At 38.1% G+C, this 15,268-nt stretch carries 18 protein-coding genes; 3 read left to right on the forward strand and 15 right to left on the reverse strand.

The window, feature by feature from the left end; all coding sequences use genetic code 11:
• Positions 1 to 86: 86 nt before the first annotated feature.
• Positions 87 to 245, reverse strand: coding sequence for a hypothetical protein (locus tag IE222_RS04145; RefSeq protein ID WP_191269956.1), 159 nt, complete (start codon positions 243 to 245; stop codon positions 87 to 89).
• A gap of 104 nt (positions 246 to 349) precedes the next feature.
• On the opposite strand from IE222_RS04145, the gene IE222_RS04150 reads away from it, so the two are divergent.
• The gene (locus tag IE222_RS04150; protein WP_191269958.1) at positions 350 to 802 is read left to right on the forward strand and encodes a universal stress protein; all 453 of its coding nucleotides are present in this window, start codon (positions 350 to 352) and stop codon (positions 800 to 802) included.
• Between the two features lie 108 nt (positions 803 to 910).
• Positions 911 to 1,225, forward strand: coding sequence for a hypothetical protein (locus IE222_RS04155; RefSeq protein ID WP_191269960.1), 315 nt, complete (start codon positions 911 to 913; stop codon positions 1,223 to 1,225).
• Between the two features lie 33 nt (positions 1,226 to 1,258).
• Here IE222_RS04155 and IE222_RS04160 read toward each other — a convergent pair whose 3' ends face one another.
• The 9 genes from IE222_RS04160 to sppA form a co-directional block, all read right to left on the reverse strand.
• A complete protein-coding gene (locus IE222_RS04160) occupies positions 1,259 to 1,771 on the reverse strand; it encodes a MogA/MoaB family molybdenum cofactor biosynthesis protein (RefSeq protein WP_191269962.1) in 513 nt (170 codons plus the stop codon).
• Positions 1,768 to 2,610, reverse strand: a complete 843-nt coding sequence (locus IE222_RS04165) for an EcsC family protein (protein ID WP_191269964.1) — start codon at positions 2,608 to 2,610, stop codon at positions 1,768 to 1,770. Before IE222_RS04165 ends, IE222_RS04160 begins: the two co-directional genes overlap by 4 nt.
• Before the next feature lie 191 nt (positions 2,611 to 2,801).
• Positions 2,802 to 3,995 (reverse strand): acetate kinase, encoded by a 1,194-nt coding sequence (locus IE222_RS04170; protein WP_191269966.1) that lies wholly within the window; start codon positions 3,993 to 3,995, stop codon positions 2,802 to 2,804.
• Between the two features lie 219 nt (positions 3,996 to 4,214).
• Positions 4,215 to 5,198: a class I SAM-dependent methyltransferase gene (locus tag IE222_RS04175; protein ID WP_191269967.1), complete on the reverse strand. Its 984-nt coding sequence runs from the start codon at positions 5,196 to 5,198 to the stop codon at positions 4,215 to 4,217.
• 67 nt (positions 5,199 to 5,265) lie between these two features.
• On the reverse strand, positions 5,266 to 5,766 hold the full coding sequence (gene tpx, locus IE222_RS04180) for a thiol peroxidase (protein ID WP_191269969.1): 501 nt from the start codon (positions 5,764 to 5,766) through the stop codon (positions 5,266 to 5,268).
• Between the two features lie 185 nt (positions 5,767 to 5,951).
• Complete coding sequence (ytfJ, locus tag IE222_RS04185) at positions 5,952 to 6,431, reverse strand: GerW family sporulation protein (RefSeq protein WP_191269971.1); 480 nt, start codon at positions 6,429 to 6,431, stop codon at positions 5,952 to 5,954.
• 17 nt (positions 6,432 to 6,448) lie between these two features.
• Complete coding sequence (locus IE222_RS04190; protein ID WP_191269973.1) at positions 6,449 to 7,141, reverse strand: DUF2953 domain-containing protein; 693 nt, start codon at positions 7,139 to 7,141, stop codon at positions 6,449 to 6,451.
• Between the two features lie 84 nt (positions 7,142 to 7,225).
• Positions 7,226 to 7,648: an RDD family protein gene (locus IE222_RS04195; protein WP_191269974.1), complete on the reverse strand. Its 423-nt coding sequence runs from the start codon at positions 7,646 to 7,648 to the stop codon at positions 7,226 to 7,228.
• A 12-nt stretch (positions 7,649 to 7,660) separates the two neighbouring features.
• A complete protein-coding gene (gene sppA, locus IE222_RS04200; RefSeq protein WP_191269976.1) occupies positions 7,661 to 8,671 on the reverse strand; it encodes a signal peptide peptidase SppA in 1,011 nt (336 codons plus the stop codon).
• A 166-nt stretch (positions 8,672 to 8,837) separates the two neighbouring features.
• Between sppA and IE222_RS04205 the strand changes: the two genes are divergently transcribed.
• On the forward strand, positions 8,838 to 9,638 hold the full coding sequence (locus tag IE222_RS04205; RefSeq protein ID WP_191269978.1) for an NAD kinase: 801 nt from the start codon (positions 8,838 to 8,840) through the stop codon (positions 9,636 to 9,638).
• Positions 9,639 to 9,681: 43 nt separating this feature from the next.
• Here the strand turns inward: IE222_RS04205 and rarD are convergent, their stop codons facing one another.
• From rarD to IE222_RS04230, 5 genes are all read right to left on the reverse strand, one after another.
• Entirely contained in the window at positions 9,682 to 10,602 is a 921-nt protein-coding gene (rarD, locus tag IE222_RS04210) for an EamA family transporter RarD (protein WP_191269980.1), read from the reverse strand.
• A gap of 172 nt (positions 10,603 to 10,774) precedes the next feature.
• A complete protein-coding gene (gene mbcS / locus IE222_RS04215) occupies positions 10,775 to 12,358 on the reverse strand; it encodes an acyl-CoA synthetase MbcS (RefSeq protein ID WP_191269981.1) in 1,584 nt (527 codons plus the stop codon).
• Between the two features lie 165 nt (positions 12,359 to 12,523).
• A complete protein-coding gene (locus IE222_RS04220) occupies positions 12,524 to 12,727 on the reverse strand; it encodes an alpha/beta-type small acid-soluble spore protein (protein WP_191269983.1) in 204 nt (67 codons plus the stop codon).
• 100 nt (positions 12,728 to 12,827) lie between these two features.
• Positions 12,828 to 14,036, reverse strand: a complete 1,209-nt coding sequence (gene thiI, locus IE222_RS04225) for a tRNA uracil 4-sulfurtransferase ThiI (RefSeq protein ID WP_191269985.1) — start codon at positions 14,034 to 14,036, stop codon at positions 12,828 to 12,830.
• Positions 14,037 to 15,179, reverse strand: coding sequence for a cysteine desulfurase family protein (locus IE222_RS04230; protein ID WP_191269987.1), 1,143 nt, complete (start codon positions 15,177 to 15,179; stop codon positions 14,037 to 14,039).
• Positions 15,180 to 15,268 lie beyond the last annotated feature (89 nt).

Raw genomic sequence — 15,268 nt, forward strand, 5'->3', positions numbered from 1 at the left:
TAAATTTTACCAAATGTTTAAATATAATAAAAGGTAAACATAGAAAAGGCCGTCCAAAATATGGACAGCTCTTTAAGTAACCATACTCAGCCCTCAGCTGAAAAAAAATCATCACCTTCATCTGCGTTTTTTTCGTCGTCAATAAAACCGCTATTATATGAATCCATGATTTGTTCGCTTATCATGTTTGTTCCTTGCTCATCAAACTCAAATGAAAAATGTTTATTAGGATCTCTCATTCCCATTATATATAACTCCCTTTCAATATGATTACTCCATTATTGTTCGAAAAGTTGCAACAGTTATACGTTGTTAAATATTGTATAATCAAGGTAAGGAGATGATGATCATGGGACTTCAATATCAAAATATTTTAGTCGCAATTGATGGTTCAAAAGAAGCCGATTGGGCATTCAAAAAAGGGATTGAGATTGCCAAAAGGAACAATGCAAAACTGCTGTTAGTCCATGTAGTTGATACGAGATCATTTGCCCTGATAGAAGCATATGACACTGTAATTGGCGAACGAGCTGAAAAGCTTGCTAAAGAGATGCTGGAAAATTACAAAACACAGGCTGAAGAAGCAGGATTATCAAATGTTCATTATGAAATTGATTTCGGTTCTCCTAAAGTAATAATCCCTAGACAACTTGCAAAGAAACATAAAACAGACTTAATACTTTGCGGAGCAACAGGACTAAATGTGGTGGAACGATTCTTCATTGGAAGTGTTTCTGAACATATCGTCCGTTATGCCCCATGCGACGTCCTCGTAGTCCGAACAGAAAAGGATCCAGAATAAAGTTTTAGCACGGAAGCATTTGCTCCCGTGCTTTTTATTAATTTTGCCCAATACCTTGGCAATCTGTAGTACAATGAAAATAACTACACGAATTTTGGAGGCATACCAATGAAAGAACATTTTTCTTTCGACCAGCGTTTAGGCATTTATATTCCTGATTTAACGCTGGAATGGGACGAGTTTAGTAAAGATACACAGGAGGAGGTCCTCTTTCATTGGGAGAAAATCCGCGGTTCAATACCCGACCGTATTGCTGAACTTGAAAAAGAAATAAATCATAAACAAGCACAGCTTAACGATGAAAGTGATTTCCCGCGTTCCTGTCAATTAAATAGCAGCATAGCCGAACTCGCATCCATTATAAATGATTTATGGCTGTGGTACCGGGCCAACCAAACAATATCAACGAAGGTTCACCATTAAAGAAAAGCTCCCCTTATTTCATAGGGAGCTTTTCTATAGATCCTTCTTTAATTCTCTTACTACATGGCCAATCTCAGGCAGTATTAATTTATTCATGGCAAGTTTTACAGCACCGGATGAACCCGGGGTTGAAAATATCGCTTTATTATGAACAACTCCAGCAATCGCCCTTGATAATAGAGCTGCTGACCCAATATCCTCTTGATAGCTTAACATTCTAAACAACTCTCCAAAACCTACGATTTCCTTATCAATCAGCTCCTGTACAGTTTCAATCGTAACGTCCCGCTTAGCAATCCCCGTGCCGCCGTTGGTAAGTATTACATCTATATCCTCCCTGCCAGCCCCTTGCAAAATCGCATTTTTAATATCCTCAACTTCGTCTTTCACGACACAATAGTCCACTATTTGATGTCCTGCTTCTTCAAGAAGTTCAATCATAAACCTGCCGCTTTTATCCGTATCCTTATCACGTGTATCACTTACTGTAATCACTTTGCAATTAACCGTCTTCGGTGCTTGCATTTTATGTTCTTTCGTACTCATAGTTCTAACTCCTCTTTCGCTTTTAAATAACGATATTGATAGTATTTATGAGCCAGGTCTGTTACTTTCCTGGTTAACTGATAATTAGCACCCGCCCCAATCGCCATACCAACAAGCGGAATACCTTGAATCATTTTTTTTCTAAACAAGGCAATCACCATTGCCTTTAATAATTGCTTAACAGGCTGCTCAATCCAGGAAATATCCGTGACCTCTTCCTTCCCCTTATAAAAATAATGACTGTTATCACCTGCTAATTCTTCCATTAATAAAGACCAGCCATCTTTCTTCATCCTTGGCGGCAATGTACCTGTATGAAAAACCTTTAATGAAGTCATCATTTCGTAAGGTGTATTTATTTCATACCCATATGTCATGGCGATGAGCTGTACTGCTCTCAAATTAATAACCGCCATCGCTGGGATATCAGTCCCTAATAGAAGTGTTCCTCCTGTACCTGCCAGCCCGCCCTGGGCAAAAGAATAAATGCGGTGTCTGGCAATTTGCTGCTCGGCTATGTATTGCAATTGATCAATTGTCAAACTCCTCATATCCTCTATTTCATGGATTTCTTTATGAAAAATTCTCCCTGATTGCTTGATTCGTTCTTTTGCATCCATTTGAAGCTGAGATCCCTGAATGATACCATGTAAGTGAAACAGCCAAGTATCAATAATAGAAAAAAATTGACTTTGAACTTTTTCAGGTAACAAGGAAAAGGAACGCTCCAAGTATTTTTCATAGGTTAATTGAAAATCATTTGGCTCGTAACTTACAAGCTTACTTTCCCAGTTCTGTATTTCATCCAAGACAACTCTTTCCCGATCAGTTAGCGGCATCGCTAATCCCCCTCTAAATGGTTCTATTTCCAGTATATCACAAAACCAAAAGATAACGAAAAATCACTGATACCGCTAGCCGTTAGTTGAAGACTAAGGCTCAGTTGCCCTTATGCCTGATCAGAACGTTTAACCTCCGATCGACCAACAAAAAAGCAAAGGCTGTATTAGCCTTTGCTCTTTTATTAGGTTTAATGATTTTCCGTGAGTCTGACCACATCGCGGGCGATCATTACCTCTTCGTTTGTTGGAATAACTAATACTTTTACCGGAGAGTGCGGGTAGTTGACAAACGTTTCTTCGCCTCGTACTTTGTTTAGGGCAGGATCCCAGTAAACCCCCATAAATTCTAACCCTTTTAACACATTTGCACGAATGACATCACTGTTTTCACCAATGCCAGCTGTAAAGATAATTGCATCGACACCATTCATGCGGGAAGCATAAGAGCCGATGTACTTATGGATTCGATTCGAGAAAACATCTAAAGCCAGCTGCGCCCGTTCATTTCCTTGGTTCGCCTGAATTTCAATATCTCTTAAATCACTCGAAAAGCCAGATACAGCTAGCATACCGCTTTTTTTATTCAATACTTCAAGTACTTCGTCTGCCGTTTTACCTGTTTTCTCCATGATATATGGGATAAGCGCCGGGTCAATATTTCCTGACCTTGTTCCCATTGTTACACCTGCTAATGGAGTAAAACCCATCGATGTATCAATCGATTTCCCACCTTGGATCGCAGCAATACTTGCTCCATTTCCTAAGTGGCATGAAATCAAGCGCAGCTGTTCCAGCGGTCGTCCCAAAAGTTCAGCAGCCCTTTTAGAAACATATTTATGACTTGTTCCATGAAATCCATATTTTCGAATACCATATTTTTTATAATACTCATACGGAAGGCTGTATAGGTAGGAACTTTCAGGCATTGTTTGATGGAAAGCTGTGTCAAATACAGCAACAGCAGGGACATTAGGAAGAACACTTTTAAATGCTCTTATTCCCGTCACATTAGCCGGATTATGCAATGGTGCCAGCTCTGATAGTTCGTCAATTTTCTTTAAAACCTCATCTGTAATAACCACAGAATCACTAAACTCCTCACCACCGTGTACGACACGGTGGCCAACCCCTTGAATTTCATTTAATGATTTAATAATCCCGAGAGATGTCAGTTTATCTAATAGCATTTTAACAGCAACTTCATGGTCAGGAATATCAAGAGTTTCCTGAACTTTTTTACCATCTACTGAAATTGTAAAAACAGAATCATTTAAACCAATTCTTTCGATCAATCCTTTAGTAATGACTTCCTCACCGGGCATTTCAAACAATTGAAACTTCAAAGAAGAACTTCCAGCATTAATCGCAATTATTTTTGCCATTTTACTACCGCTCCTTTTATATAGCACATTGATTACATATACCCACTTATATATACCGTCTTATTTTGTGTAATTCAAATTTAAATTAAATCCCCAAGTTCTCATTTAATCACTGTCAAACCCACATTTCAAGCGACAATTTATTGTAAAACGATTACATAGGAAATATAAATGTATTCTGAGTTTTCATACAAAAAAAGAATGACAACCATTTTGGCGTCATCCTTTATTGTCTTTAAACCACTTATCAATTTTAATTAAAATTTTGTCCATTTCAAGCTTATTTGACAAACTTGGCAAGTCTACGAGCAAAGCCTGCTTAGGTGGTTTAATACCCTCGCCTTTTTTTTGCACAATAAAAATGCTTTTGGCGGCATTCTTATTTTTAAACATACTAGTCGGGAGCTGGAGAAGTCCTTGGATGATGAGATGTTCCTTCATAAAAGCATGAAGCTTTCCCGCCTGTTCACTTTCAAACAGACCGTTTGGAATAATGAAAAATAAATATCCACCGGGCTTTGTATAGTGAACGCTTTGTTCTATAAATAAATGATGTGCATATGTATGCCCATTCTCCGCTTTCATTTGGAATTCCGCAGCCCTGACATCATTAGGGTAAAACCCTACAGGTAAGTCTGCAACGACAGCATCGACAAGATCAATAAAGAGTGGCTCTAAACTATCCTGATTATACAGCTGTACTGGCTGCTCCTGCAGATTTGCATTAACATACGCAAGCTTTATTAACAAGTCATCAATATCTACCCCAACAGCATCTGCTTTTCTATCGATATAGTTTAACACCGTCATTAATAAATTTCCCGTGCCGACTGCAGGGTCAAGCAGAGAGAAGGATGACTCTTTAACAAACTTCCCTACGAGAAACGCTGTTAACATTCCTACAGAATCAGGAGTCATTTGGTGATTTGGCTGGGCAATTTCTTTCATTCCTTTTAAAATAGCCAATTGAAAAGACTTGCGGATTTCTTCCTTTGTGTATTTGTCTATTTGAATCTCTTCATATTGCTTTTTAAGCCACTTAGCCGTTAATTCGCTTATTTCCTCTTGGAGGATTGAACCTTGAAATAAATTCTCTCCTGATTCAGCTAACGCTTCTAGAAAAGAACTGCCCAATTCCTCCTGTAAGCGAAGCGAGGTTTCATTAAATACCGTAAATAAATGTTCAACTGGAGATATTTTCATTATTCCCCTCCTTTTCAAGTTAAAAAAGACCCCGCCAAATGACGAGGCCCGAGATTGTTATAATTTTTTACTTCGCACTTTTAGCTGCTTCAAGGGCTGCTTCGTAGTTCGGATGGTTCGTTGCTTCACTTACATACTCAACATATGTAACAGTATCAGTAGAATCAACAACAAATACTGCACGTGTTAATAATCTTAATTCTTGGATAGTAACACCATATGCTTCACCAAATGAAAGGTTACGATGGTCAGATAATGTTTGAACATTTTCAATTCCTGCTGCAGCACACCAGCGCTTTTGTGCAAATGGCAAATCAACACTGACCGTTAATACTTTCACGTTACCTAAGCTATTAGCTTCTTCGTTAAAACGGCGTGTTTCAGCATCACATACACCAGTGTCAAGTGATGGTACAGAAGTAATTAAACGAACCTGCCCCTTTGTATCGTTTAAAGTTACTTCCGATAAATCATTAGCTAAAACGGTAAAATCAGGTGCTTTGTCTCCAACCTTAACTTCATTTCCAAGTAGAGTGACAGAATTCCCCTTAAATGTAACATTTGCCATTTTTATATCCTCCTTTGTTCTTTCGAGCAATATGGATTGATCCAAAAGAAGCTCGTTTCCAATATGTACAGTGTTAATATATCCTGTCAGAATTATTTTTGCAATTAATATGACTTTTGTAAAAACCATAGACTTCTAGCCCCAATCGCAAAGAAAACTCGCCGACTGGCGAGCAAGTTGCTGTTTTATTGAATGACATCAATATCTAAATCCACTTTAGGTTTTGTATTTGTTGACTGATTCCCTGATTGTTGATTTGATTCATTTTTCTTTGAAAACATTTGTTGAATTTTATCAACAGCCTGCGGAGCTAGCTCTAAAATCTTCTCATATAAATGTGTGCTTTCATCCAAATGAAGCATTTTTACTCCTTGAGAGTTAACAATTAAAAAGGCAATAGGTGTAATCGAAACACCTGCACCGCTGCCCCCGCCAAACGGAAGCTGAGGGCTTTGACTTTGCCCTTGGTTTTGGTTCCCCGAACCACCGCTCATATTAAATTCACTTCCGCCTGCAGCAAATCCGAAACCAACCTTTGAAACCGTTAAAATAACACTTCCATCTGGGGTTTCAACAGGGTCCCCAATAATAGTATTTACATCAATCATTTCCTTTAAGCTTTCCATTGCAGTTGTCATCATCCCTTGAATTGGATGGTCCGCCATATTTATTTCCTCCTTCTTCAAACGTATTTCGTTTTATCATTTAAAAAATTTGATTTGTCGGAAACGCGAGATTTTTCGCCTTTCCAGAATTTAATCAACTTTAATCCTGCTAAAATAGCATGCCCGATTCGAAACTGAAAAATACATGATAAACGCGTCTGAATGACTGCAACTTGAAAATGAGGCGTTATTGTAACTTTAGGAATGACGGTTAGTTTTAAATAATGGCTGAGAATCCCTATTATACTAGCCTTTAATGTCCATAATGCACCAGCGGCAATCGCTGTATGTGCAGCATCACCGACACCGACATAGGTTTGCCATTCAAACTTTTTAATACTAATCTTGCGAAAAAACTTCCTAATAATGATATGCATTCCTATAACCTTCTGTAAGAGGTCCTTAGCCTTCTCAACATTTTTCACCACTTTTTGTTTGGTGATTTGTTCCACCTTTTTATCCGGTTTTCCGTCGGGAGCTTCCCCCATATGAGAATGATGTTTCACAACCAGACTTGGGGAATCATCATCAATTTTGATTAATGGTACTTTGATTTTATATTTAATCAACCCAAACCAAACCCGAAACTCAATGTTTAAATCATCATTATCATTATGATGATAATAGTTTACGATGATGGATAATTTAGTAAAAATAATAAGTAATAATAAAAACACAAAAACAGTTAAGATACTATAGAGCCAGATCATTTTTTCACACCCTTTCCGCCTGCTAGTATCCCCCCAAACAAAAAAAATAAACCTGCCAGCTTTTCCTTGGCAGGTGAATAGGTTTTAATCTATATGAATGACTGTCGTATCTGTAAAAAGGTCATGCAATCCTTGTTTTTTTGGAAGGAAGGCTACGATTAAGTATCCTAGAATCACAGTTGCTGATATAAACCTTCCGATCCATTCACGAAAGAGAATCGTTCCCCAAGTTAATTGATCATGTTTTAAGTCTATTACTTTTAGACCGAAAACCATCTTCCCTAGTGTTTGGTTAAAATATTTGGTCATTAATACAAAATATAAATAAAAAATTACAGCCGAGGCAATGGAGATTGGTGCAAAAATATTAAATTCCGAAAGTGGAATATCCAGCATACGAAATATCGGATTAATTAAAAGCCGAACAATGCTTCCTATAACAATTAAGTCAAGAAGATACGCCCAAAACCGCATCCAAAAACCAGCATAGCGAACATTTGTATCCATCAATATTCACTCCTATTCCGCATAAAGATACATAAGCCGGGGTGAATTTGGTTTTGATAGTACTTTCATCAGGCCGGCCATTTCTGCGCTGTCACCCATCCATTTTTTTGCTTGAAGTGTGAATAAGGAGCCGAGACCAAGCGACTCTGAATAGCGGACAACCTTTGCCCCTTTAAGCTTTTCATTCTTTTTCATTTGGTTAATGACATCATCAATATAGCCAAATCCATCAATAAGATTTAATTCCTTTGCCTGTCTGCCGTCGTAGACCCGGCCATCGGCAATCTGTTTTACCTTCTCCATGCTCAGCTTACGGCCATCGGATATCACTTTAACAAAGCCTTGGTAGGAGTTGTCAATCATCGATTGTAAAATTTTCCGCTCTTCTTCCGTCATTTTACGTGTCGGACTCATAATATCTTTGTATTTCCCGCTTTTTATCGTAACAAAATCAACGCCATATTTATCAGCCAGCCCCTTGTAGTTGATCCCCTCCATGATGACCCCGAGGCTTCCAGTCAATGTTTCTGGGCTTGCATAAATCTTTTTCGCCGCAGTTGAAATATAATATCCACCTGATGCTGCCATTGAGCCCATTGAAATATATACCGGCTTTTTACTATTTTCTTGAAGCTCCACTAATTTACTATGAATTTCTGCACTTTCAACCACACCGCCGCCAGGGGAGTTAACTCTTACGATCACCCCTTTAACCGCATCGTCCTCCTTAATATACTTGAGCTGCTTTAAAAACAACTGGTGATTGTAACCGGCACTTTGAAATATAGAGCCAGAGTCACCGGTATCTTGAATAACACCATCCACCTCAAGAACGACAATTTTCTTAAGCTCGCTCCCATCATCAACAACCTCTTCCGTGAAAGGCTGTTCGGCCGCAGCAAAAAAATCGCTGATATCTGTTTCGATCCCTTTAAAAGCAAAAGCCGATAAAAAATTGATGACAACTGAAACAAAAAATAATCCTGCAGCTATCCCAAGTGCTGCCCAACGTTTTCCATTCATATATTAGTCCCCCTTTTTCTCCATTTTCGTTAAAAATCAAAGCATTATCATATTGTTTGAAAAAAGTGCTAAACTAAATTCAGGTCAAGCCTTATTTTATCAAAAATTAATGGTAGAATGGGTAAAAATGATATGTTTTTTCACCATTTCCCAGGGGGTACAGTTAATGGCAGAAAGGCAGAATATTTATTATTACTATAAGCGCGATGAAGAAATATTGAAAAAGGCAGAACCGTTATTTGAAGTAACTGAGCGTTTCGGTTTCACCATTGTTAACGATTTCCGTAAAGCCAACATAATTGCCAGCATTGGAGATGACGGGGCATTTCTTCAAGCTGTCAGAAAAACTGGGTTTCGTGACGATTGTCTCTATATGGGCATTTCTACAAAAAACCACTTAAATATGTACTGTGATTTTCATATCGAAGACTCTACAAAAATGATTGAAGCAATGCTGAATGAACAGCTGGAGGTACGCCGGTATCCTCTTATTGATGTAACGGTCGACGGACAAGGAACCTTCAAATGCTTAAATGAATTCAGCATCGTCTCTTCGATTATTAAAACGCTTGTGATTGATGTTTTTATTGACGAGCTCCATTTTGAAACCTTTAGAGGCGATGGTTTAATTGTAGCTACACCGACTGGAAGTACGGCTTATAATAAATCAGTAAAAGGTTCAATCGTTGATCCGCTTCTTTCGTGCATGCAGGTAAGTGAAGTAGCGTCAATTAATAATAATAGCTACCGAACACTTGGCTCCTCGTTTATTTTAAGCAACGATCGAAAGCTGACGCTTAAGGTCGCTTCCGAAACGAACGACCACCCAACAATGGGCATGGACAATGAAGCTTTAAGCATCCGGGAAGTAGATAACATCCAAATTCAATTAAACGATAGTAAACTTAAAACTTTAAAATTAAAAGATAATTCCTTTTGGGAAAAAGTCAAAAGAACTTTCCTATAGAAAAAAACCTTATCCGAGTTTATTCCTGGATAAGGTTTTTTCATTATAAAGCTTGATTTTCCTTTAATCTCTTTTCGGAAAGAAATTTTGTTTTAGAAAGAGAATAAATCATTAAAGCTGACCAAATAAATAGAAATGAAATGAGCTGTACTTTGGAAAAATGTTCATGGTAAACAAATATACCAAGGAGCAGCATTAAGGTTGGGGCAATATACTGCAAAAAGCCAAGTAAGGATAACGGTATTTTTTGCGCTCCTTTCGCGAAATAAAGAAGCGGCACTGCGGTTGCAGCCCCTCCTCCTATCAACAGCCAGATGGTTCCAACTCCCGCTTCTTGAAACGCATTGGTTCCTTGAACAAATAAATGAACCATATAAATCACAGCAACTGGTGTAATCGCTAAGGTTTCAAGTGCCAATCCTACAGATGAGTCTACATTTATCATTTTTTTTACTAATCCATATAAACCAAATGACAGTGCCAAGGCTATTGCGATCCATGGAAACCTTCCAAGTGAAATAGTAATGATTAACACACCAATCGCGGCTAATCCGAAAGAAATGTATTGGTATAATGATAATTTCTCTTTTAGAACAATCATACCTAATAAAATACTAACAAGCGGATTGATGTAATATCCTAGACTTGAATCCACAATATGTCCATTATTTACTGCCCAAATGTATATATACCAGTTTCCGCTTATCATAATAGAAGCAAATATCAAAGCGTATAGCTGCTTTTTATTTCTAGCAAACCCCTTTATGGTGTAAAGAAACAATCCCCACTTTTTTGTAAATAAAAGGATAAGCAGCATAAAGATAAAAGACCAAAAAATCCGGTTAGCAAGAATTTCCTTTTCATTTATATCATCTAAAAGCTTCCAATAAATCGGCAATAATCCCCAAATAAAATAAGAAAAGCCAGCATAGAGAGCACCAAGCTGTGTTTCATTTTTTATCATTATTTCTAGCCCCTATTCTTTCTAGTATCGAAATACTCTTTATTATACCTTGAATTTATTGTAATAGGGGAATCTTTTTCTTCCAATTTATTACTTTACTTCTTTTAAAAAAAGGCAGGCGATATCATGGCCGCCCGCTCTTTTATGCTCTTTAACAAGTTTTAATGACTTACTATTTTTTCACTGCCTCTATTTCTTTTTGCCGCAATTCAATTCTGCGGATTTTACCAGAGGTTGTTTTAGGCAGCTCTGGCACGTATTCAATCTTTCTTGGATATTTATATGGTGCTGTCAGCACTTTAACATGCTCCTGCAGTGTTTTAGTTAATTCCGGAACATCGGCATTTACACTTTCTTTTAAAACAACAAAAGCCTTGACAATAAAACCGCGGATTTCATCGGGACTTGCAACAACAGCACATTCTTTTACGTAAGGATGTTTAACAAGGGCATCTTCAACTTCAAATGGCCCAATTGTATAGCCTGAGCTAATAATGATGTCATCACCGCGTCCCTCGAACCAGAAGTAACCTTCCTCATCGCGTTTTGCTTTATCACCTGTAATATAATAATCGCCACGGAACTGCATTGCTGTTCTTTCAGGGTCTTTATAATAATTTTTAAATAAGGCAGGAGTTTCAGAATGGACAGCAATATCGCCTACTTCACCTACGTCACAAACTTCGCCTTCATCATTTATGATCTCTACTCGGTTTCCTGGAGTTGGTTTTCCCATAGAACCTGGTTTTAGTTCCATTCCTTTTGTTACACCAACAAGTAAAGTATTTTCGGTTTGACCATACCCATCCCTAACATCTACGCTAAAATATTTTCTAAACGTATCGATGACTTCACGATTCAACGGCTCACCTGCAGAAACCGCACTATGAAGATTTGATAACTGATATTCTGCTAAATTGTCTACTTTTGCCATTAAACGATATTCTGTCGGTGTACAGCAAAGCACATTTACATCATACTTATCAAGCAAACTTAAGTACTTATTCGGCTCAAATTTTCCGTTATAAACTAATCCAGCGGCACCGGAGCCAAGGACCGATAGAAACGGACTCCAAATCCATTTTTGCCATCCAGGACCTGCGGTTGCCCAAACGGTATCTCCATCTTCAATACAGAGCCAATTGGACGCTGCAGTTCTTAAATGAGCAAATGCCCACCCGTGAGTATGAACAACTCCTTTTGGATTACCTGTTGTACCGGAAGTATAGGACAAAAAGGCCATATCGTCCCTAAGCGTATCTGCAGTGGTAAAGTCATCACTTGCGACTTTCATTTCGGCATCCAAATGAATCCAGCCTTTTTCACTAGCTCCCAGTGAAAATTTCACAAGCGGCTGTACAGAAGTAATATTGCTAAATTGATCCACATATGGATAATAGCTGACGACAGCCTTTACATCCCCATGGGAAATACGGTACTGTAAATCTTTTTCCCGTAACATTTCGGAGCTTGGAATTACTACCATTCCAGCCTTTAAAGCAGCTAGATAAACAACATAGGCTTCAATAAGACGCGGTACAATTACAAGAACAACATCACCTTTATTTAAACCACAAGATTTAAAAACATTTCCAGCTCTGTTCACCTGTTTTATTAATTGCTCATATGTAACCTGTTTGGTTTCCCCGGACTCATCTTCCCATTTTAAAGCAATTTTGTTTGGGGCGTTGGCAAAACGCTCTACCTCTGCAACTAGATTATAATGTTCCGGTGCAATTAAATCTTCCCGCTCCATACTTCTCCCCCTTTTTTAATTATGTCCTACATTAAATTATACAAAATTGTTCCAAAATTTAAAAATATTATTCCGCAAAAAATTATTTTTTCTTAAGATAAAAAACAAAAAAATGAGAGCGAAGGGGTACCTTCGCTCTCTGTAGCCATTATATTTTATTGATGTTTAGCGTGAAAAACCGCTTAATTGCTGCTGCGCCATAGAAACGAGACGCTTAGTGATTTCACCACCAACAGATCCGTTAGCACGTGAAGTTGTGTCAGCACCAAGGTTTACACCAAATTCTTGAGCAATTTCGTATTTCATTGACTCAAGAGCTTGCTCAGCCCCAGCAACTAATAATTGGTTTGAGTTGTTGTTGTTTGCCATGTGACTTTCACCTCCTTGTGAGTATATAATGTGTAAAATCACATGGCATAATTCTTAAATTTATTTGGTAATTGTTCACAATTTATTCAAAAAAACACTACTAAAATAATTCTTCGAATTCTTGGCGAAGTTCCTTGCCAGGTTTAATTGTGATGGTCTCTACTTCTTGAACAGCTTCCTCAATCAGTGGTTCAAAATCAAAGTAGCTTTCGTATTGATTTACCTTTTCTCGCTTTGGTTTTGTCTTTGGAGATGCCGGCACAAAAATCGTGCAGCAATCCTCATATGGCCTGATGGAAATATCCATTGTATCAATTTCCTCAGCGATTTTTATAATATCGTTTTTATCCATTGAAATCAATGGACGTAAAATTGGCGTATTGGTTACTTCATTAATAGCATACATGGATTCCAGCGTTTGACTGGCAACCTGACCTAGATTTTCTCCCGTAATAATCGCTAAACCTTCACGTTTTTTTCTAATTTCATCCGTAATCCGAAGCATCATTCTTCTTGTTGAGGTCATCGTATAATTTTCCGGGACCTGGTCGCGAATCGCCTGCTGGACATCGGTAAATGGCACGATATGCAATGTAATGGAACTTCCGGCAATTTCAGCCAATTTCCTTGACAAATCCACTACTTTTTCTTTTGCCCGCTCACTTGTAAATGGAGGACTGAAGAAATGGACGGCTTCAATGTCTAAGCCACGTCTCATTGACAAATAACCTGCTACAGGACTGTCTATTCCCCCGGACAGCATAAGCATCGCCTTACCCCCAGAGCCTGCTGGAAGCCCGCCAGCACCAGGAATGGTTTCACATGACAAATAAACCGCATCACTCCGAACTTCGACCCTTAAATTAATATCGGGCTGTTTCACATTAACTTTTAAACCAGAGATATTTTGCAATAAATGCCCGCCAATGGAATGATTAATTTCATCAGTAATTAATTCAAATGTCTTATCAGAACGTTTAGCTGTCACTTTGAAGGTTTGACCTTCCGTGTACATGTATTGCACTAATTCAAGTGAGGCTTGTTTTATTGTATTAATTTCTTTCTCCACTTTAATAGCCGGACTAAACGATTGGATACCAAAAATATGCTTTAATTTTTCGATCACTTCTTTCGCATTTTCACCATTTAAAACTACATACATCCGATCGCGGCTGGCTTCTATTTTAATATTTGGAAATGAAGTGAGAGCAACGCGTACACTTTTCCTTAGCTTATCAACGAATTTATTACGATTCCTGCCTTTTGTAGATATTTCCCCATATCGTATTAATATACGGTCATAATTCATTTATTTCATTACCCTCTCTAATTGTTTTACTGTGCCTTCAATCGCTTTGATGACTTCTATAGCTTCTTCTAACGTATTGTCGAAGGAGAGACTAATCCTTATGGCAGTTTCTGCTATTGCCTCCGGTACTCCCATTGCGATTAACGTTGAACTCGCTGATTTCTTTTTAGACGAGCAAGCACTGGTTGTTGAAACAAAAACCTTTTTCTCCTCAAGTGCGTGAACGAACACTTCAGATTTTATTCCTTTTAAGGAAAAATTTAATATATGCGGCGCAGCATGATCAACCGGTGTATTTATTTGGATAAACTCATTTTTGTATAATTCTTTTCGCAGCAGGTTTTGGATTTTCCGGATGCTCTCAATTCCCTTTTCACCTTTTGTCAGTGTCATTCTAAGTGCCTTAGCAAGGGCAACTGCCCCGGCAACATTTTCTGTCCCGCTCCTAATCTTTCGTTCTTGGTTTCCGCCCGAAAATAAAGGGGTAATTCTAACTCCATCTCGAATATATAGGATGCCTGTCCCCTTTAGTCCGTGAAACTTATGGCCCGATAAAGAACATAAATCAATTCGATCTTCATTTAAGCAAAACGGTACCTTTCCAATCCCTTGAATTCCATCGACATGAAATAGAATTGTCGGATGCTTCTTTAACATTTCACCGATTTCTCTAATTGGCTGAATGGTGCCAACCTCATTATTTACGAGCATAATGGAAATTAATATCGTGTCTTTTCGAATTGCTTCTTCTACATCAGCAACCGATACCCTTCCTTTTTCATCTACTGGTACATAAGTAATATCGAATCCTTCTTGTTCCAGCTGTTCCATTGCCAGACGAATGGAGGGATGTTCAACACTTGAAGTAATTAAATGCTTGCCTCGGTTTCGGCTGCTAAGAGCTGCGCCCTTAACTGCTAAATTGTTACTCTCAGTCCCTCCTGAGGTAAAAAAGATTTCACCTGCTTTGACATGTAAAAGCTGACCAACTTGTTCACGCGCTTGTGATAACAGTTTTTCAGCCTGTCCTCCCAAACTATGCAACGAGGATGGATTCCCGAAAAATTGACTGGAAACCGTGACAAAGGAATCCAATACTTCTTTATAAGGTTTCGTGGTTGCACTATTATCAAAATAAATCATAGTCTTCACCTTTCTCTTTACCGAAATAAATCTTAACACAAAAGTACAAAATTTTAAAAATGAAAACAAAAAAACCGGTCAACCAATAT

The sequence above is a fragment of the Neobacillus kokaensis genome, from assembly GCF_014656545.1.
GTDB classification, from domain to species: domain Bacteria; phylum Bacillota; class Bacilli; order Bacillales; family Cytobacillaceae; genus Neobacillus; species Neobacillus kokaensis.